Raw genomic sequence first — 20053 nt, forward strand, 5'->3', positions numbered from 1 at the left:
TAACAGCAAACAAATAAAATGGAAATCTAGCCGTCTATCAGTCCAAATGCGCCACCATATACTCATTTATGGGTAATGAGTAACATAGGGCCCGAGAGTAACCTATGCCCGTCCTGCATAGGGATACGTGCTTGCTGTCTACCAACGAGAAAAAAATAACTATGAGCGTCTACTACACACTCTGTTTTCTGGCAGCGTTGGCGATTTTTATCGCCTTTGCCAACCAGTATGTTGTGAAGATCCAGACCACCATCGCCATTACTGCGGGCTCCATGCTGATCTCCGCACTACTGGTGCTGTTTGGCAAACTGGGTTGGTTCAATCTGGAACCTCTTGCCGTCAAGACCATGGAGAGCATCGACTTCCAGAACTTCCTGCTGAAGGGGATTCTGGGCTTCCTGCTGTTCGCCGGTGGCCTCGGCATCAACCTCAAGGCGCTGCGTAGCCAGAAGTGGGAGATCACCATTCTGGCCATCATTGCCACCCTGCTCTCCACCTTCCTCATCGGCTACGGCTTCTGGTTTATCGCCAAGCTGCTGGGCTGGGAGTTGCCGCTGGTCTACTGCATGCTGTTCGGCGCGCTGATCTCCCCCACTGACCCGATTGCCGTACTGGCCATCGTCAAGAAGATGAAAGCGCCACCCCAGATCGCCATCCAGATCGAAGGGGAATCCCTGTTCAACGACGGTGTTGGCCTCGTCATCTTCGCTACCGTGTTTGCCGTCGCCTTTGGCGGGGTCGAGCCCACCTTCGGTAGCGTGGCCGGTCTGTTCCTGCACGAAGCCCTCGGCGGCATCCTGTTCGGCGCCGTGCTGGGCCTCATCGCCCACGTGATGATCAGCGCCACCGATGACGGTTCATTGGAGCTGCTGCTGACCCTCTGCATCCCGACCGCCGGTTTTGCCTTTGCCAACATGATCGGCGTCTCCGGCGCACTGGCCATGGTGGTCACCGGCATCATGATCGGCAACTGGACCCGTCACTCCGGCTTCTCCGAGCAGAGCAGCCATCACCTGGATCACTTCTGGGAGTTGATGGACCAGTTCCTCAACGCCCTGCTGTTCCTGCTGATCGGTCTGGCGCTGGTACTGCTGGATCTCGCCTGGCGTGACTGGATCCTGCTAGTCATTGCGGTACCGCTCTGCCTGGGCGCCCGCTTTATCAGCGTGTCGCTGCCCTATGTGGCTTTCCGCCGATTCCGCAATTACAACACCTTCTCGGTACGGATCCTCACCTGGGGTGGCCTGCGCGGTGGTCTGGCCATGGCGATGGCACTGGCACTCCCCTCCGGCGTCATGATGATCCCGGAACATGGCGTCGATCTGCGTCAGGTCATCCTGGTGATGACCTACTCGGTGGTGATGTTCTCCATCGTGGTGCAAGGCATGACCATCACCCCGATGATCACGGCTGCCAAGAAGGCCTGTGGCGACTACTGAGTCGGCCCACTGTGCTGATTGCAGAATGAGAGAGGGCTCCCGTCGGGAGCCCTCTTGTTATGGCGGATAGCTGCGAATATTTGCTGCTGATAGCGTCTTGATTACACAGAGGAAAAGCGTACGGACTTCAACATCGGCAAATTATTGTTTGCTTTTTATTCATTTCGAGGAGAGAATGCGCGTCGGCTAGTTAATCAGCCTGTTTATGTTTATCCTGCAATGCTTCACCTCACGATGAATCCTGTCAGTACCCGCATAACCTTCTTCTGATTTACTCGCCTTGAGAACCGTCAGGCTGTCTGCCTGCGTTGCCCGGCTCTCACGGTGCAGACCCGATCTGCCCACCCAATTTGATTTATGCATCAGCATATTCCTTGAAAGTGCAGACGCCCTTTAACCGGGCTGGGTATTCCTGCGCGCTTGTCGTTCACCCAATCGACCGCGCCCATTGACCTGACATTTGCCAATACAAGGAGCAAACACCTAATTTATATAGAGAAATACCATGATGAAAGCAGTACAAACACACAAGCCCCTGCGTCGTAGCAAACCCATCAACCTGCCTGTGCAAGAGCACGACAATGATGCGTTTCTGATCCAGTTCAGCACCCGCTTCAGCGGCGGTTTCGCCATCTCCTGTGATGGTATCGCTGGCGAGTTCTCCATCGAAGACCTCAACTGATCCTGCCTGCCCTCCGGCAGCGCCCGATGCAGACAGGCCGCAACTCACGGCGGCCTCTTTGCTTCTCTCACGCCTTTAGCCAGATCCAGCCTCTTGCTTGTCACTCAGCCTGACAGCCACCTCGCCATTCGCTTTCCAGCTCTCTGACCTTGATCACTGCTCCAGCAGCAGGCACTCATCGGCATCTTCGCTCAATTTGACCAGTCGACTGCGCACCAACCCCAGTTTGGCCAGCAGGCCGATGGATCGCTCGTTGCCCGGAGTGACGATGGCAACTACCTGCCCGATCCCCAAGCGGCTTTTGCCATCGGCAAGGGCAGCCTGCGCCGCTTCAATGGCGTAGCCCTGACCGCGATATTGCGGCAGGAAGGCATAACCGATATCGACCTGCTCCAGGGTATCTCGCTTGATCAAACCGCAGATACCGAGGCTGACACCGTCCTCCTTGCGCTCCACCAGATAGAGTCCGTGACCATAGCGGGCATAGCTGACCGCCGGCCCCTGCTGGATATACTCCTGCGCCTGCTCCAGGGTGCGAATGCCCCGATCACCGATGTAACGATAAAAGTCGCCGTCATTGAGCAGCTCAAGGATGAAGGGGGCGTCGGTGGCGATCATTTCGCGCAGGATCAGGCGGGAGGAGGCAATCATGGCAAGGGCTCTCAAACGGAAAGTGAAGGGCAAAGAGTGCCCCGTCACCCCCGGGCTGGCAAGCCTGTGGCGCCATCGGCCATGAAAAAGGGGCCATGTTGGCCCCTGATGAGATGGGATAAACGGGCTCAGGCAGCCAGCAACCCGGCATAGCCATTACCCTGCTCGCGCAGTGCAGTGAACTGGGCGGCGCAATCGGCCCAGCTCAGCCCCAACGCGTCTGCCACCTTGTGGGGCCACTCGGGTGGCGCCTCTTCACCCACATCGGATTGTGCTGCCAGTACGATCGCCAGATGGATCAACCCTGCCTCGGCGGAGAACTCCTTGGCCAGCATGGGGTTGTAGTGATACTCCACCGCATTGCTGATGGTCTCGGGGAACTTCCAGTAGCGTGCCATAGCCGCCCCGACCTGGGCATAGTTGAAGCCGACCACCAGCTCTTCCGCCTTGGCCCGCCCCTTGTGCAGCTCCAGATCGTGAATGTGGTGGACGGTGTTTTCCGGCAGGCCTACGTGCATCACCAAGCGGCCGAGATCGTAGAGCAGGGCGCAGGTAAAGACCTCATCCCCCTTCATCCCCTTCTTCACCGCCAGACGACGGGCCAGCTCGGCCACGTTGAAAACGCAGCCCCAGAAATGTTTGAGGTCAATGCCGGGCACCGCAGTGACCGATTCGGTGAGCCCACAGGCCAGCACCATGTTGCGCACCATCGCCAACCCCAGCCGCACTGCGGCTTCATTGACGGTGCCGATCTGACGACTGCTGCCGAACTTGGCCGAGTTGGCCAGACGCAGCAACTTGGCGGAGATGACAGGGTCCTTGTTGATCAACTTGCTGATCTTGAGCAGATCCGGATCCTTTTCATTGAAGGTCTGGATCAAATCGCGCATTACTTCCGGGATCTGGGGCAGTAGCTTGGGCTCGGCCAGCAGGGAATCTATCGTGGGCATAGGCGTGTCCATCCATGTTATCTGTGTTCCAACCTGTTTGCCTTGGCAAACTCCTCCTAATTATGGGTAACAAATGGCCTCCCCATCGGATTGTTTATTCGCTGGTCATTCAAGGTGTTAGTCACATTCAGGCTATACTGGCCGCCACATTCACTGTTGCGGATATCCCATGAACGACACTCAGGAATTTTTTGATGAAGACGCGCTGCTGGAGATGGTGGAGAACCAGCTCAACGACGGTCACCCGCCCCATGTGAAGGCGACCCTGATGCGGCTGGTAATGAAGGGCACCCCGCGAGAAGAGGCGCTGCAATATATCGCCTGCGCCCTCGGTGCCGAGCTGATGGCGATGGAGGCCGATCAGGGCCCCTTCAATCTGACCCGTTACGGCGAGTTCCTCGACAGCCTGCCCGAGATGCCGTGGGCAGACGACTGACCCGAGCTGGATGACGGATGCAAAAAGGGCGGGTGCCAATGGCCCCGCCCTTTTGCATGGATCCACTCCGGATCAGAACTGGGAGTTGATGATCACCTCTTCCCCCAGCGCCCCTGCCAACGGCAGTGGCCGATAGCTGGAGTTGGCGGCCCGCAGCAGACGAATGCCGCGAATGCCGACCTCCTGCGCTGCCTTGATATCCCCATCGGCATCGCCGTAGAAGAGCTTCATCTGCTTATCCTTGAGCCACTGCACCTTGGTGTTCTGGCCCGGCTGATCACCGGCGAAGATCACCGGATTGAGCTGGTCGGCCGGAATATTCATGGTCTGCTGCAAGGTCTGGCTCACAGTTTCGGTCTTGGTGGCCGAGCGGCCGGTGACGAAATAGATGTGGTCTCCGCGCTTGAGATGCATGGCGATGAGCGCCTTGCCCACCTCTTTCGGCATGCTGAACGCATCCCAGCCATTGTTCATCTTCTCCCAGAAGGCAGGGTTCTTCAGGTAGCTCTCGTCGTTGGGGGAGAACTCCTGCTTGCCGCGATAAAAACCCGGGCTGGAGAAGAGCAGGGTATCGTCGATGTCGAAGCCGACTGCCATCGGGGGCAGGCCATCCAGACTCTTGGCAATCTGCTCCACTGACACCCAGTGGATCGGCGCCTGCTGGGCCAAGGTGACGGTGGTGACACCGGCAGGGATAGGCTGAACGGTAGCGGCTTGACCCGCGACTGCAGGCAGAGAGAGGGCGGCAGCCAGCAAGGAGGCAAGCAGCGCCGGACGAGAGACGTGTTTCATAAGGCAGGTTGTCATCTTGAATCAAAAGAGGGGGCCAATAGTGCCCCCATCCCGCCTCTCAAATCTGTGAATGCTCCAGCAAAAGGGAGCATTTGACGCCCGATAATTAATCTTCGATTGGCAGCAGATCGGTAAAGACAAAGCCATCGCGCAGCACTGTCTCGCCGACCCGAATGCCAAGCGGGCGGGAGAACATGGGGCCATCATAGGCCAGGGTGTGAAACTCGCCGTTCTCGCCGCACGGATCGACCCCCGCCGGCAACGCCGCCAGCAGTGCCTCGTCAAAGTTGTGGCCCCCCAGGCTGGCATCCAGCTTGTTCGGGTCGAGAGCACTGATCCGCGCCTTCAATCCAGCGGCCACCATCTGCGGCGCCAGTTCACGGGTATTGCTGCCCCACAGCGGGAACAGTGGTTCGATGCCTGTGCCTGCCAGCTGCTTTTCACGGTAGGCGCGCACATCCTCGAGGAATAAGTCGCCAAAGGCCATATGGCGGATCCCCTGTGCCACCACATCGGCGATAAAGCCGGTCATGATGCGGGCGTAATCCTCGTTGCTGCAGGGCCAGGGCAGATCGATGGTGGTGAGGGGCAGCCCGACGCAGGCGGCCTGCTCGGTCAACAGCTGCTTGCGCACCCCGTGCATCGCCACCCGCTCGAATGCCTGATTGAGGGTGGTAAACAGCCCCACCACCTCGATGGCGGGATCTTGCCGCAACTGATGCAGTGCCCATGCGCAATCCTTGCCGCTGCTCCAGGAGAGCAGTACCCGTTTCTTTTCCATCATTCCTCCGCCAGCGGGGCACTCGGATTGCCCCAAAAAGATGCAAGACAGTGTTGCGAATTGCGCGATTTACACACAAGAGGCAGGCAGCATACTCTCGATCACCTGTATATGCCCCTTGCACGGGGTGACAATAACTAAAAAAACCGATGGGAAACATACGGATATGACCACGACCACACAACAACACGATCACGCCCGCCCCCTCAATCGACAGGATTACAAAACCCTGAGTCTGGCTGCCCTCGGCGGTGCGCTGGAGTTTTACGACTTCATCATCTTCGTCTTTTTCGCCGTGGTCATCGGCGAGCTGTTCTTCCCGGCCGATATTCCCGAGTGGCTGCGCCAGTTCCAGACCTTCGGCATCTTCGCCGCCGGTTATCTGGCCCGCCCGCTCGGCGGCATCATCATGGCCCACTTTGGCGATCTCATCGGTCGCAAGCGGATGTTCACCCTCAGCATCATCATGATGGCGCTGCCGACCCTGTTGATCGGTCTGCTGCCCACCTATGCAGTGCTCGGCATCGGCGCCCCCATCGCTCTGCTGGGACTGCGGATCCTGCAAGGTGCCGCCATCGGCGGTGAAGTGCCGGGCGCCTGGGTGTTTGTCGCCGAGCACGTCCCTGCCCGTCGGGTCGGGGTCGCCTGCGGCACGCTCACGGCGGGATTGACGGCTGGCATCCTGCTCGGCTCCCTCATCGCCACTGCGGTCAACAAGAGCCTGACACCAGCCGAAGTGAGCGAGTGGGGCTGGCGAGTGCCCTTCCTGCTGGGCGGTATCTTCGGCATCGTCGCCATGTACCTGCGTCGCTGGTTGCACGAGACCCCGGTCTTCGCCGAGATGAAAGCCAACAAGACCCTGGCTGATGAGCTCCCCCTCAAGTCGGTACTGCGCAACCACAAGAGCAGCGTGATGGTCTCCATGCTGCTCACCTGGCTGCTCTCCGCAGGGATCGTGGTGGTGATCCTGATGACCCCCACCTATCTGCAGAAGGTCTATGGCATCAGCCCGGCCGACGCCCTGACCGCAAATTCGCTGGCCATCGTGGCCCTGACCCTCGGCTGCATCGTCTATGGTCGACTGATCGACCTGCTGGGCAGCGGTCTCACCTTCATGTTCGGCTCCCTGCTGCTGGCGGGCTCCAGCTACGCCTTCTATCACGGTCTGGCGGCCGGTACGAGCCAGCTGGTGCCGCTCTACATGCTGGCAGGCTTTGCGGTCGGGATTGTCGGCGCCGTGCCTTACGTGATGGTCAATGCCTTCCCGCCGGTGGTGCGCTTCTCGGGCCTGTCATTCTCCTACAACGTGGCCTACGCCATCTTCGGCGGCCTCACCCCGATGGCGGTGACCCTCTGGATGAAGAGCGACATGCTGGCCCCCTCCCACTATGTGGTAAGCCTGTCGGTGCTGGGTTTCGCCATCGGTCTCTGGCTCTGGTTCCAGCAACGGGCCATCCGGCAGCAGCAAGCACCGCAGGCGGCCTGACCCGAACAACAAGCCCCGGCATCTGCCGGGGCTTTTTTGTACTGCTTATGTTCAGTTTCGCCAGCATAAGATAGCCTCCCTCTGGGGCCTGCCACCCGCGTTGCCCCATGACGTCCAACTCTTTATCCGAGGCTCAAGATGTTCTTTCAGGTCGTATTACTCACCTTGCTGGCGCTGCTGCCCATGGTCAACCCGCCCACCACGGCCACCCTGCTGCTGGGACTGAGCAAGGGGATGTCGCGCGAACACGTGCGCCGTCAGGTCAATCTGGCCGCCATCTATCTGTTCTGCACCCTCTGCATCACCTTTTTTATCGGATCCTCGATCCTGGATCTGTTCGGGATCTCCATTCCGGGCTTGCGCCTGGCCGGTGGCCTCATCATCGGCTTTATCGGCTTTCGCATGCTGTTCCCCGCCCCCAGCCAGCAGAGCGGGGTCGATATAAACCAGAGCATTGCCTTCGTACCACTCACCATGCCCAGCATGTGCGGGCCGGGCACCATGGCGCTGGTAATAAGCGGAGCCGCCCAGATTGCCGAGCTGCCTGACGAGTACAACCGCCTCACCATCTACGTCGGTGTGGTAACAGCGTTTGCCCTGATGAGCCTGATCAGCTGGGGAGTATTGAAGCTGGCGGATCCGGTCTGCAAGATCCTGGGCGCCACCGGCATCGACGCCATGACCCGCATCATGGGCTTCCTGCTGGTCTGCATGGGTATGCAGTTTTGCATCAATGGCATCAAGGAAGTGGCACAGGATCCGGTCTTCCACGGCGGCCAGACCGTGCAAACCGCACCGGCGCTACCAAAGGCTTCCGGCACGTTTGATCAGTTGCCGCAGAAGCCCACCGGCTCTGATTGAAAACGGTATCAAAAAGTCCCTGACGATCTGCACTGATCTTGTCCCTGATCATGTTATTGACACACAAATGAGTTAGTTTGTTTTTCATACAGACTGTATTCAGATGGACGCTGATAGGTTTGTTGATGAACACCCACTCAACTTCAGGAGAGTATGCAGATGGACAAGATGCTGACCGAAATAGGGAGCCATAGCCTGTTTCACGAGTACCTGAACGTGGTTGGGATTGCGAGCCCATCCCTCGCCAAGATTGAGCAACGCTGGGAATATAAAGATCAAGAGCAGCTGGTAGCCAAAATCCAGATCGACAAACAGGGTAACGCTCGCTATTTCATCGACGCCCGCGCCATATCCGTCAACTGATACCGAATAACCCGCCAGCCCCGGTCCAACGACCGGGGCTTTTTGTTGCCTGTGGTTCCCTGAATAGCAAAACCCCGGCAAGAGCCAGGGTTTGAATTCATCGGGTTACGCCGCTGCGCGGCTAACCCAAACCTACGAAGTGCCACCCACGGTGAGCTGATCCAGTTTGAGGGTGGGTTGGCCGACACCGACCGGCACGCTCTGCCCCTCCTTGCCGCAGATGCCAACCCCGCGATCCAGCGCAAGATCGCTACCCACCATGGAGACCTGGCTCATCGCTTCGGGGCCGTTGCCGATCAGGGTCGCCCCCTTGATGGGAGCGGTGATCTTGCCATCCTCGATGAGGTAGGCCTCGGAGGCGGAGAAGACAAACTTGCCGGAGGTGATGTCCACCTGACCGCCACCGAAGTTGGGGGCATAAATGCCCTTCTTCACCGAAGCGATGATCTCCGCCGGATCATACTGGCCCGCCAGCATGTAGGTGTTAGTCATGCGCGGCATCGGCATGGCGGCGTAGGATTCGCGGCGCCCGTTGCCGGTGAGTGGCACGCCCATCAGACGGGCGTTCTGCTTGTCCTGCAGGTAACCCTTGAGGATGCCGTTCTCGATCAGCACGTTGTAGCCACCCGGTGTCCCCTCGTCATCGATGGAGACGGAGCCGCGCCGACCCGGCAGGGTGCCATCATCGACGATGGTACAGTGCTTGGAGGCCACCTGCTCGCCGATGCGGCCAGCAAATGCGGAAGATCCCTTGCGGTTGAAATCCCCCTCCAGACCGTGGCCCACCGCCTCGTGCAGCAGCACGCCGGGCCAGCCGGAGCCCAGTACCACCGGCATGGTGCCGGCTGGCGCGTCGATGGCTTCCAGATTGACCAGTGCCTGACGCACCGCCTCGCGCACATAGCCAAAGGCGCGGCTCTCCAGCCCGTCCAGTTCGAGGAACCAGTCGTAACCAAAGCGACCACCGCCACCGGCACTGCCACGCTCGCGGCGATCGCCCTTCTCGGCAATCACGGTCACCGACAGACGCACCAGCGGACGCACATCCGCGGCCAGGGTGCCGTCGGTGGCGGCCACCAGCACCTCTTCGTAGACGCCGCTGATGGAGGCCATCACCTGATTGATGGCGGGATCCAGACTTCTGGCGAACTTGTCCATCTGCTCCAGCAGGGCGATCTTCTGATGCTTGTCGAGGGTCTGCAGCGGATCCATGGCCGGATAGAGCAGGTTCGCTTCGGTGCGGGCCCACGCCTTCACCTTGCCGTGAGCACCTGCTGCGGCGATGCCGCGAGCGGCAGTCACCGACTGTTGCAGCGCCAGCAGGCTCAGCTCGTCCGAGTAGGCGAAGCCGGTCTTCTCGCCGCTGACGGCGCGCACCCCGACCCCCTGATCGATGTTGTAGCTGCCATCCTTGACGATGCCATCTTCCAGCATCCAGGACTCGTGCCAGCTGCGCTGGAAATAGAGATCGCCGAACTCGACCTGATGGCTCATCAGGCTGCCGAGCAACTGCTGCAGGCGCCCTTCGTCGAGATCGTTCGGGGCCAACAGGGAGGCACTAACCTGGCTCAATAGACTCAATCTTCTTCTCCACTCTCGTAACGAGCTGTTTTAAATCGTCTTGCCGACGGGTTGGCAACAAGCCACACCATCACAACAAACGGGCATGCTCCAGCACGGGCAAACGGCTGCGTTTCAATTTTTCACCACACCATCAGAGCAAACGGGCGTGTTGCAGCACTGGCATGGTGCGTTTCAATTCATCGATAAGCCCGGGCTCCATCTTCGCCAGCACTGTGCCGCGCCCGGACTCTTTGCTCGCCAGCACCCGACCCCAGGGGTCGATCACCATGCTGTGGCCCCAGGTCTGGCGCCCTATCTCGTGAGTGCCGCCCTGATTGGCAGCGACTACGTAACACTGGTTTTCGATGGCGCGGGCCCGCAGCAGCGGCTCCCAGTGCGCCTCGCCGGTCACGGCGGTAAAGGCGGCAGGCACCAGCAGTACGCGGGCACCGGCACGGGCCAACTGGCGGTAGAGCTCGGGAAAGCGCAGATCATAACAGATCGAGAGGCCGAGGGGACCAAAGGGGGAGTCCACCAACACAGGCGCCTCCCCCGGGCTGAAGGTCTCCGATTCACGGTAGCGACCGTGATTGTCCGCCACATCCACGTCGAACAGGTGGATCTTGTGGTAGTAGCCCCTGAGCTCACCGCTTGGGTCAAACACCAGCGAGCTGGTGTGAATATGGTCGGAATCGGCGATGGTGGTCGGCATTCTTGTCGGCATAGCCCCGGCCACCAGCCAGATGCCGTAATCGCGGGCCCATTCAGCCAGTTGCTGCTGGATCGGGCCCTCACCTATGGCCTCGGCACCATCCAGATAGCCCTGTCGTTCGCCAAACAGGGCGAAGTTCTCCGGCAGCAGCACCAGCAGCGGCCGCTCTTTGGGCAAGGCCGCCAGCTCGGCGGCGATCTGCTCCCGGTTATCCTGCCAGTGACGGCCAGATACCAGCTGTATTGCGGCTAACCACATGACGTTCTCCTTGTCGCTTGGGCCATCAGACGGTGACAGCATCCCCCGCCTGCAGGGTGTAATCCAGTACAATGATTCGCGCCAGCACTGGGCGAAAGATGGCCTTGAGGGCATCGTGATCAGGATGGGGCAGATAGCGCTGGCGGGCCGCTTCGTCGGCGAAGGTCATCAGTACGCTGTGGGTAAACCCATCGGCCCGCCCCTCCGGGCTGTCATCCCGACCCCACTCCACGGCGGTCACGCCGCTGACCTGATGGGGAATGGCGAGAAAGGCGGTACGCACCGCATCTATCCGGGCAGGCTGGGTGTCCGGCTTGAAGGCGATCAGCAGGATATGTCGGATCATGGCTCACTCCTTGTGATGGTGCCGGGCCGCTCGTTCAGCGCTGAGCAGGCCCCGCGTGTTTGGGGCTCAGCAGGAAAGGGGTCACCTCTTGGGTCGGCAGGCCGGGGGCAACGGCGTCAACCGCCTCTTTCTGCTGCTGGTTGAGCTTGATGCGCGCGCGATCTCGCCCCGCCTCGATCAGCTTGGGTGCGTCTAGCGGGCCCGAGATGCGAAAATCGATGCGGGTCACCACATCCACCACCGGCTCCAGCAGTTTGGAGAGGGCCAGCACATAGAGACCCGTGACCGGCGTGATGGAGAAGGCCGCCACCACCGGCAGGGTGCCCCCCAGATTGGGGGAGAAGCTCAGCTCGTAGTCGAGCTGCCAGCCCACCAGATCGGCGATCCCCTCGCCGCGCAGGTTGCCTGCCGCCCCCTTCATATAGAAATCATCGTTGCTTACCTGCCCCTGCTTGATGGTGGCAGAGGCGGACATGGATTCGAAGTAGAAGCCCTTGTCGAACACATCGCGAAAATCGAGCCGCAGCTTGCGCAGCAGGGAATCGAGGCTGAGCAGGGAGAGCAGCCGTGCCCCCTTGTCGTTGACCTCCCGCAGGGTGCCGCCCTCCAGCTGATAGTTGGCACTTCCCCCCAGAGTCGGCAGGTTCGGACGATAGGGCACATCCTGCCAGTTCAGATCAAAGGCGAGGGAGCCGGGGGCATCGCCGATGGGCGAGGTGTAGCCGAGCCGCTTGAGCAGCAGCTCGCTGTTATTGCTGGTTAGCTTGCCACGGGCGCGGGTCTCCATCCGGTTGCCATCAGCCAGCCAGTCGACGCTGCCGGTGAGCTGACTACCCGCCAGCCGCACATCCAGCCCCTTGAGGGTCACCTTGTTGGCGCCGGGCACCAGCTCCCCTTTCACTTCACCGAGCGGCAGCTCGCCAAAGCGGCAATCGACACAGCTCACCTTCAACCAGGGGATGGAGGCCATGATGGCGTTGTCCTGCTGCGCATCGGGATCCGGGCTGAGATCCGAACTCTTGCCAGACCAGTAGATGCGGGCAAACTTGGCATCCACCGGGCGATTGGCCACTGCGGGCAGGCGGATCACCCCCATCACGTCGGGGCTGTCGATCATCACTTCGGTCGCCTGATTGGTCGGCCCCACGGTGAAACGCGCCGCCTTGAGGGTGGCACTGCCGATATAGGCGCGAGCCAGCTGTCCATCCACCCACCACTCCTGCGGCAGGAAGGCGGGGCCAACCACCGCATTGCCAGTCTGGTTCTGCGCTGGCAGCCACTGCTTGAGTCGCGCCAGCCAGCCACCGACATCGGCCTCCTGCTGGTTGATGGCAAGCAGCATGGGAGCATCGCGCATTACCCGGGCGCCCGGCTGGCCCACATCGACCCGAACTCGGCTGAGATAAGGCACCCCTTCGCCGTAGACCAGTCGGGTCTGCATATCCACATCAGCCCCCAGTACGGCGCGAATGTCGGCGCTGCCATCCCGGCCACGGGCGATCACCTTGAGCGGCAGCCGGCTGGCACTGCTCTTGGCCAGCGGCAGCGGCAGATCCAGTCCCATCCCCTGCAGATTGGAGTCGAGCGCCAGCTGGAAGCTGAACGGCTTGCTCTCGGGCAAGGTCAACCCGAGCTTGCCGCCCCAGTTGCTGCGGCCGTTGAGAATGCCGTATGAAGAGATGGCGGCGGGCTGGCGGCGGCTATCCCACTGCCCCTTGAAATCGAGGTCGACCTGATAGTGATCCGGATGCTGGCGCCCCTGATAATCGAGGGTCAGCGGCTGGTTCCACAAACTCGCTTTGAGGTTGCTGAAGCGGGTCTGTTCGTTGTCATATTCAAGGCGCCCCTGCACCTTCTCCAGCGGCAGATCCAGACTGGCGACCCGCACCTTGTTGTTGCTGAAGGTGGCATCGCCACTCGCCTTGACCTCGCTCTCGCCATCGAGAGGAATATCGAGCTTGACCGAACCGGCCATCGGGCCGCGGATCTCGATCTCCCGCAGCGCCTGACCTACCGAACTGCCCAGCGGGGAGTCCTGCAGGTAGTCGCTGATGGCCTTGCCTTCCCCCTGCACCTTGGCATCCACATAGAGATGGGCACCGGGGGAGAGATCCGGGATCCAGGCATGCACCGAGTCGGAGCTCGCCTTGCCGAGTTTGGTGGAACGGCTGCGCATATCGAGGCCGGCATTCTGGAACAACAGATCGATCTGCAAGTCGGTGAGCGGTTGCCAACCGGGGAAGAACTCGTAGGTGGCCTGCTCCAGCGGCACCGCCACCTGGAAGATGCCCTTGCCGTTGTCGTAGGGGAAATCCCGAAACTCCCCATACCAGAGCAGGTCGGCCCCCTTGGCCTTGCCCCCCTTGATGGCGCCACTCAGGTAATCCACCAGCCCCTTGTCCATCGCCTGCAGCGGGAAGTAGCGATCCGCATGGCCCGCATTCTTCACATCGATGCGACCGGTCAGGGCGAGGAAGGGGTGCTCGAACAGATCGAGGCGGAAACGGCTGGCCAGGGTCAGATCCGGGTTATCCAGCGCGATATCCTGCCCGTAGAGCACCCAGCCCTGTTCCTCGCGCCACCAGTCGAGGCGGGCCGAGAAGCTGTCGACCGGGATCGGCACCTTGAAGTGACGGGCGGGATCCACCTTGTCGTTCGCCAGCGCCAATCTGGCGCTGCCGCCGGTCGGGGTAAGCCAGAACTCGCCGTTGAGATCCTGCATCCCGGGTATATCCTGCCACGCCTTGAGGCGCACCTTGCTGAAGCGGCCGCTGAGGGAGAGATCCTGCCAGTCGGCGTTGGCCAGCAGCGTCAGATCCTGCACCGAACCCTGCGGATTGGTCTGGCGCAGGGTCTCGCAGAGTGTGGGGTAGAGCGCCGAGACCAGCTGACTGATCTGGGTGATCTTGTCGAACTCTATGCTGGGCAGATAGCCCTGCACCCGATCCCCGATCCGCTCCAGCTGCAAGCGGCTCTGCAACCAGGGTTTGCCGTCCAGCTTGAAGTTGACGTTGTGGCTGGCCAGTTGCCAGTCGGTGCCCTCACGGCGCAGCTGGATCTTGCCACCATCGAGGCCGAAACGGTGCATCTCCCCTTTCTTGGGATCCTTCCAGATCAGGTAGTTGTTGCCAAACGCCAGCAGGGTATTGCCCAGCTTGCCGCTGTCAAACTCGCTCCAGAGCTGGAAGTCGAGCTGACCGGCAACCTTGGGTTCGCCCGCATGGATTTTGGCCAGGGTCGGTGTGATATCGAGCTGGCGGGCCCCCAGATAGAGCTGACCCTTGAGGCGATCGAGCCGGGCAGTCGGGGCGTCCACATCCAGAATCAGATCGAGGGTGCTCTCGCCCACCCCGTTGATGAGGTAGGCCTTGCCGACCCCCTGATGGCGCTTGCCACGGTTTTGCCAGCGCAGTTGGGCGATGTCGAGGGCACGCAGATCACCGAGGGAGGTGGTGACGCTGAGGCGGGTGTTGTGCACATCGAAGGTAGAGAGCTGGGTCAGCAGAAAGCGCAGCAGGGCGCCCTGCTGGGGATCGCCGGAGGGGCTGTCGTCAGCCGGTTGGCGCAAGTCGATGGTGATATCGCCATCGCTCAGGATCAGCTCGCCAAACACCGGCTTTAGCTCGTTAATGGTGCGCCAGAAGTCGAGATGCACCCAGGCTTTGCCGAGCTGTACGGCAAAACGCCCCGAATCCGGGGCGATGGCGAGTTGCTGCAGTTCGAGGGCGGGCCCGGACTGTGTCCAGTCCAGCCCCACTTGCTCCACGCTGACCTTGAGTTGTGAATCACCCAGCAGAGTGTGGATCAGACTCTCCCGGTATTGATTCAGCAAAGGGCCCCCGACCCGTACCAGGGTGACCAGCATGGCCATCAGTACGAACAGGACCCCCAGGGCCAACCAGCCCCGACTCAGCCAGCGATAGACCAATTACATCATCACCACGTCGAACTGCTCCTGACCACAGAGGGGTTCGCTCACTACCCGCACCTGCTTGCCGATGAACACTTCCAGCTCAGCCAGACTGTGGGACTCCTCGCCATGGAGGTAGTCGGCCACGGCCGGGGCCGCATAGACGGTGAACTGATCCGCATCGTAGGCACGATTGACCCGGATGATCTCCCGCAGGATCTCGAAGCAGACCGACTCCACCGTCTTGACCCGGCCGCGTCCCTTGCACTCCGGGCACTCGGAGCAGAGCACATGCTCCAGACTCTCGCGGGTGCGTTTGCGGGTCATCTCCACCAGACCAAGCTGGGAGAAGCCGTTGACGTTGGTCTTGGCGCGATCCTTGGACAACGCCTGCTCCAGGCTGTGAAGCACCCGACGGCGATGATCTTCCGACTGCATGTCGATGAAGTCGATGATGATGATGCCGCCAAGGTTGCGCAGGCGCAGATGACGGGCGATGGCCGCCGTTGCCTCGACGTTGGTGTTGAAGATGGTCTCTTCCAGATTGCGATGGCCGACGAAGGCGCCGGTGTTGATATCCACCGTGGTCATGGCTTCGGTCTGGTCGATGATGAGGTAGCCGCCGGATTTCAGCTCTACCTTGCGCTCCAGCGCCCGCTGGATCTCGTTCTCCACGTCGTAGAGATCGAAGATCGGCGACTCGCCGGGGTAGTACTCCAGCTTGCTGGCCAGCTCAGGCACGTACTCCTCGGTGAAGCGCTTGAGCTGATCGAAGCTCTGGCGCGAGTCAACGCGGATCTTGTCGAGCTCGGCACCGACAAAGTCGCGCACCACCCGAAAGGCCAGGCTGGGATCCTCGTAGAGGATCTTGCAGGGGGGATACTTCTGTTTGCGCTCGAGGATCTTGCGCCACAGCCGCTTCAGGAAGGCAGCATCCTGCTCCAGCTCCTGCTCCCCCACCCCTTCGGCGGCGGTGCGAATGATGTAGCCACCCAGCTCGTCCACATAGCCAGCTACGGTACGCTTGAGGCGCTCCCGCTCTGCTTCGGACTCGATACGCTGGGAGACGCCGACGTGGGCACTGCCCGGCATAAAGACCAGATAGCGGGATGGCAGGGTGATATCGGTAGTGAGACGGGCACCCTTGGTACCCAGCGGATCTTTCACCACCTGCACCATGATGTCCTGCCCCTGACGCACCAGCTCGGCGATGTTACCGACCTGGAACTGCTCCTTCTCCTTCACCGCCACACACTCGGTGTGAGGGACGATATCAGAGGCGTGCAAAAAGGCTGCCTTGTCCATGCCGATATCGACGAAGGCTGCCTGCATGCCGGGCAGCACCCGACTGATCTTGCCTTTGTAGATATTGCCGACAATGCCGCGCTTGGCCTGACGCTCTACATGCACTTCCTGCAGCAGACCGTTTTCGACCAGAGCGACCCGGGTTTCGGAGGGGGTAACGTTAACCAGCAGTTCTACCGACATAAGTAACCTTGCCTGTTCCAGTTTTGAATTCTATAGAGCCAATCCGGTACAACGCGCGCAAGGGAGAAACGCAGCAGAGCACAGCTGACGGGAAATTATTTGAGCTGTTCCAGATGATGCTTGATCAGCAGGTCTGTCTCCAGCAGGGGCAGGCCGACCACGGCGCTATAGCTCCCTTCGATGCGGCTGACAAACTTGCCGGCAATACCCTGAATGCCATAAGCCCCGGCCTTGTCACAGGGCTCACCGGTCTGCCAGTAGGCCTCGATCTCGGCCTCGTCCAGCTTGCGAAACGCCACGTTGGTGGTGACCAGACGCACGTCACAACGATCCTTGCTGGCCAGCGCCACCGCCGTCATCACTTGATGCACCTTGCCGGAGAGGGACTCCAGCATATCTTTGGCATCCAGCAGATCGGACGGTTTCTCCAGCACCCGGTCGCCCAGCACCACTATGGTGTCGGCACCCAGCACCGGCAACGCCGTCGGCGCACACGCCACGCCCGCCATCGCCTTATCACGGGCGAGGCGGCAGACGTAATCCTGCGCCTTTTCACCCTCTTCCCGCTGCTCGGGCACATCCAGTTTCAGCACCTCGAAGCGGTAGCCAATCTGGGTCAGCAGTTCACGGCGACGGGGAGAAGCCGAGGCGAGATAGAGTTGTGGTTCGTTGTTTTTGTTCATATTTACCTGATATTGAAGCGGCGCCGCACCTTGCGCAGTACCAGAAACACCCAGGGCCATATTAGCATCGTCGTCAACGTCGACCAAAAGTAGGAGAAGTTGAGACTGGCCTGGCTGAACAGATGCTCGGCCCAGAATACCGTCATTTTACCCACCAGCGAGAGGCCACCGATGATCAGCGCCTGCTGCCAGAGGGAGAAGTTGCGGATCTTCTGGAACTGGAAGGCCGCCAGATAGGTGGTGATGGCCATCGCCATCGCCCGCACGCCGAGGGTGCTGCCAAGCAGCACATCCAGCAGCAGACCGGCCACCCAGGCGGTACCGACGTTGGTCCGGTGCGGCAAGGCCAGTGCCCAGTAGATGAGCACCATGGCCAGCCAGTCCGGGCGGAAGGGGTCAAATTCGAAAGGAAGCGGCAGGATCGACAGGCTCAAGGCCAGCAGGATCGAGATCCAGATCCAGATCCTGCCGCTGGCGGGTTCTAGCATTAGCGGGTGGCTCCTGCGGCGGACGCAGCGGGAGCCGCCCGTTCGCCATCCTCATCATGTACTTCAGGCTTCTTGTCGGTCCACAGCAGCAGCAGATAGCGCAGTCTGTCCAGCTCCACCAGCGGCTTGGCCTCGACCTGGGCGAAGGGCTTGCCCTCCACATACTCGGAGCGGGTCACAGTCGCCACCGGATAACCTTCCGGGAAGCGGCCACCCAGACCCGAGGTGACCAGCAGGTCACCCACCTGAATATCGGTGTTGCGCGGCAGGTTGCGCAGCTCAAGCTTGTCGAGCTCGCCACTGCCGGAAGCAATGGCGCGCAAGTCGTTGCGCAGCACCCGCACCGGAATACCGTGGCTGGAGTCGGTGATCAGCAGCACGCGACTGGTGGTGGAGCCCACGTGGAGCACCTGACCAATCACCCCCTGATCGTTGATCACCGCCTGACCGTTGTAGACGCCATCCAGCGCCCCCTTGTTGATCAGCACCTGATGGCTGAAGGGGTCGGAATCCACCGACAGCAGCTCGGCCACCATCTTGCGGGACTCCTTGTGCACCGGCGAACCCAGCAGCTCACGCAGCCGCTGGTTCTCGTGCTCCAGCTGATCCATTTTGAGCAGACGGGCACGCAGGGTGAACAGCTGTTGCTCCTGCTGCTTGGTCTGCTCGATGAGATCGGCGCGGGTCTGCACCTGGGTCGACATGGTGTCGAGCAGGGTACCGGGCGCATTGGCCATGTACTGCAGGGGACTGACTAACGAACTGAGGTAGACGCGGACATGGGTAAACACACCGAAGCGGGAATCCGCGACGATGGCAGCGATGGAGATGATGACGGCGAGAAACAACCGTAACTGAAGCGAAGGGCCTCTACCAAAAATGGGTTTCATGGGTCGTCAAAAAAGAGCCGGCACGCTGGCCGGCTTTGGGTCTTATTCGTAGTGGAACAGATCGCCACCGTGCATATCGATCAGCTCCAGCGCCTTGCCGCCGCCACGGGCCACACAGGTGAGGGGATCTTCGGCCACGACGACAGGAATGCCGGTCTCTTCCATCAGCAGACGGTCGATATCTTTCAGCAGTGCGCCACCACCGGTCAGCACCATGCCGCGCTCGGAGATGTCGGAAGCCAGTTCCGGCGGAGACTGCTCCAGCGCCACCATGACGGCAGCCACGATACCGGACAGCGGCTCTTGCAGCGCTTCCAGAATTTCGTTGGAGTTGAGAGTGAAGCTGCGCGGTACACCTTCAGCCAGGTTGCGACCACGGACTTCAATCTCGCGCACCTCTTCGCCCGGATAGGCGGAGCCGATCTCGTGCTTGATGCGCTCGGCAGTCGCTTCACCGATCAGGCTGCCGTAGTTGCGACGGACGTAGCTGATGATCGCTTCGTCAAACTTGTCGCCACCGATACGGACGGACTGGGAGTAGACCACACCGTTCAGGGAGATGATGGCCACTTCAGTGGTACCACCACCGATATCAACCACCATGGAGCCGGTCGCTTCGGATACCGGCAGGCCGGCACCGATGGCAGCAGCCATAGGCTCGTCGATCAGGTAGACCTCACGGGCACCGGCGCCCAGTGCGGACTCCTTGATGGCGCGACGCTCAACCTGGGTTGAACCGCACGGTACACACACCAGCACGCGCGGGCTGGGGCGGAAATAGTTGTTGTCGTGAACCTGCTTGATGAAGTGCTGCAGCATCTTCTCGGTCACGTAGAAATCGGCGATCACGCCGTCTTTCATCGGGCGGATTGCGGAAATGTTGCCCGGGGTACGGCCCAGCATCTGCTTGGCGGCATGACCGACAGCAGCGACCGATTTGGCGTTCCCGCGCTCTTGGCGAATGGCGACAACTGAGGGTTCGTTAAGGACGATCCCTTGATCTTTTACATAGATCAGGGTGTTGGCAGTTCCCAAATCGATCGACAGATCGTTGGAAAAGACGCCTCTGAGCTTTTTGAACATGGCTACGGGAAATCCTAAGAATTTGGAGGTGCAGAAAACCGGCTAACTTTACCAATGCCCACCCCAATGGGCAAGCGCTCAAACTGTCGCCAATCAATCAGGCGCGACAAAAATGCGAGTCATCACTCACTCGCACACGCTTGCAAACACTAATAAACAAGGATTTAGGGGGATGCTGTTGAGCCAACCCC

The 20053-nt window shown here is 60.5% G+C and carries 19 protein-coding genes; 6 read left to right on the forward strand and 13 right to left on the reverse strand.

From position 1 onward, the window contains the following. The first annotated feature begins 161 nt into the window (after positions 1–161). On the forward strand, positions 162–1439 hold the full coding sequence (locus tag OKC43_RS16565) for a cation:proton antiporter (protein WP_021231596.1): 1278 nt from the start codon (positions 162–164) through the stop codon (positions 1437–1439). A gap of 505 nt (positions 1440–1944) precedes the next feature. Further along, a complete protein-coding gene (locus OKC43_RS16570) occupies positions 1945–2121 on the forward strand; it encodes a hypothetical protein (protein ID WP_005340085.1) in 177 nt (58 codons plus the stop codon). 153 nt (positions 2122–2274) lie between these two features. Here OKC43_RS16570 and OKC43_RS16575 read toward each other — a convergent pair whose 3' ends face one another. Both OKC43_RS16575 and OKC43_RS16580 read right to left on the reverse strand, forming a co-directional pair. Beyond that, positions 2275–2772, reverse strand: a complete 498-nt coding sequence (locus OKC43_RS16575) for a GNAT family N-acetyltransferase (RefSeq protein ID WP_042081371.1) — start codon at positions 2770–2772, stop codon at positions 2275–2277. A 128-nt stretch (positions 2773–2900) separates the two neighbouring features. After that, the gene (locus OKC43_RS16580) at positions 2901–3722 is read right to left on the reverse strand and encodes an HDOD domain-containing protein (RefSeq protein WP_005357745.1); all 822 of its coding nucleotides are present in this window, start codon (positions 3720–3722) and stop codon (positions 2901–2903) included. Between the two features lie 169 nt (positions 3723–3891). On the opposite strand from OKC43_RS16580, the gene OKC43_RS16585 reads away from it, so the two are divergent. Next, positions 3892–4158, forward strand: a complete 267-nt coding sequence (locus tag OKC43_RS16585) for a hypothetical protein (RefSeq protein ID WP_005348674.1) — start codon at positions 3892–3894, stop codon at positions 4156–4158. Positions 4159–4230: 72 nt separating this feature from the next. Here OKC43_RS16585 and aphA read toward each other — a convergent pair whose 3' ends face one another. Together aphA and OKC43_RS16595 are read right to left on the reverse strand one after the other, a co-directional pair. Continuing rightward, positions 4231–4950, reverse strand: coding sequence for an acid phosphatase AphA (aphA, locus tag OKC43_RS16590; protein ID WP_042081373.1), 720 nt, complete (start codon positions 4948–4950; stop codon positions 4231–4233). Between the two features lie 106 nt (positions 4951–5056). Further along, positions 5057–5731 carry an ATP-binding domain-containing protein gene (locus OKC43_RS16595; protein WP_042081375.1) on the reverse strand — a complete coding sequence of 225 codons (675 nt, stop codon included), beginning with the start codon at positions 5729–5731 and terminating at the stop codon, positions 5057–5059. A gap of 166 nt (positions 5732–5897) precedes the next feature. Here OKC43_RS16595 and OKC43_RS16600 point away from each other — a divergent pair, with 166 nt between their 5' ends. The 3 genes from OKC43_RS16600 (at position 5898) to OKC43_RS16610 (ending at position 8441) form a co-directional block, all read left to right on the forward strand. Next, complete coding sequence (locus OKC43_RS16600; protein ID WP_236272303.1) at positions 5898–7217, forward strand: MFS transporter; 1320 nt, start codon at positions 5898–5900, stop codon at positions 7215–7217. Between the two features lie 138 nt (positions 7218–7355). After that, positions 7356–8078 carry a MarC family NAAT transporter gene (locus tag OKC43_RS16605; RefSeq protein ID WP_204420549.1) on the forward strand — a complete coding sequence of 241 codons (723 nt, stop codon included), beginning with the start codon at positions 7356–7358 and terminating at the stop codon, positions 8076–8078. Positions 8079–8237: 159 nt separating this feature from the next. After that, the gene (locus tag OKC43_RS16610; protein WP_005340062.1) at positions 8238–8441 is read left to right on the forward strand and encodes a hypothetical protein; all 204 of its coding nucleotides are present in this window, start codon (positions 8238–8240) and stop codon (positions 8439–8441) included. Between the two features lie 132 nt (positions 8442–8573). Here the strand turns inward: OKC43_RS16610 and tldD are convergent, their stop codons facing one another. The 9 genes from tldD to OKC43_RS16655 form a co-directional block, all read right to left on the reverse strand. Beyond that, positions 8574–10022, reverse strand: coding sequence for a metalloprotease TldD (gene tldD, locus OKC43_RS16615; RefSeq protein ID WP_026035085.1), 1449 nt, complete (start codon positions 10020–10022; stop codon positions 8574–8576). A gap of 133 nt (positions 10023–10155) precedes the next feature. Then, positions 10156–10974, reverse strand: a complete 819-nt coding sequence (locus OKC43_RS16620) for a carbon-nitrogen hydrolase family protein (RefSeq protein WP_236272302.1) — start codon at positions 10972–10974, stop codon at positions 10156–10158. A gap of 25 nt (positions 10975–10999) precedes the next feature. After that, positions 11000–11320, reverse strand: a complete 321-nt coding sequence (locus tag OKC43_RS16625; RefSeq protein WP_236272301.1) for a Dabb family protein — start codon at positions 11318–11320, stop codon at positions 11000–11002. A 34-nt stretch (positions 11321–11354) separates the two neighbouring features. Further along, positions 11355–15248, reverse strand: coding sequence for a YhdP family protein (locus OKC43_RS16630; RefSeq protein WP_270659931.1), 3894 nt, complete (start codon positions 15246–15248; stop codon positions 11355–11357). Beyond that, complete coding sequence (gene rng / locus OKC43_RS16635) at positions 15249–16718, reverse strand: ribonuclease G (RefSeq protein WP_005340056.1); 1470 nt, start codon at positions 16716–16718, stop codon at positions 15249–15251. It abuts the gene before it with no gap. A 95-nt stretch (positions 16719–16813) separates the two neighbouring features. Further along, positions 16814–17401 carry a Maf family protein gene (locus OKC43_RS16640; RefSeq protein WP_005340055.1) on the reverse strand — a complete coding sequence of 196 codons (588 nt, stop codon included), beginning with the start codon at positions 17399–17401 and terminating at the stop codon, positions 16814–16816. A gap of 2 nt (positions 17402–17403) precedes the next feature. After that, positions 17404–17889, reverse strand: coding sequence for a rod shape-determining protein MreD (gene mreD, locus OKC43_RS16645; RefSeq protein WP_005340054.1), 486 nt, complete (start codon positions 17887–17889; stop codon positions 17404–17406). Then, positions 17889–18779 carry a rod shape-determining protein MreC gene (mreC, locus tag OKC43_RS16650; RefSeq protein WP_005340053.1) on the reverse strand — a complete coding sequence of 297 codons (891 nt, stop codon included), beginning with the start codon at positions 18777–18779 and terminating at the stop codon, positions 17889–17891. Before mreC ends, mreD begins: the two co-directional genes overlap by 1 nt. Before the next feature lie 42 nt (positions 18780–18821). Continuing rightward, a complete protein-coding gene (locus OKC43_RS16655) occupies positions 18822–19862 on the reverse strand; it encodes a rod shape-determining protein (RefSeq protein ID WP_005340051.1) in 1041 nt (346 codons plus the stop codon). Positions 19863–20053 lie beyond the last annotated feature (191 nt).

Source organism: Aeromonas sp. Y289-2 (genome assembly GCF_027705925.1).
GTDB lineage: Bacteria > Pseudomonadota > Gammaproteobacteria > Enterobacterales > Aeromonadaceae > Aeromonas > Aeromonas veronii.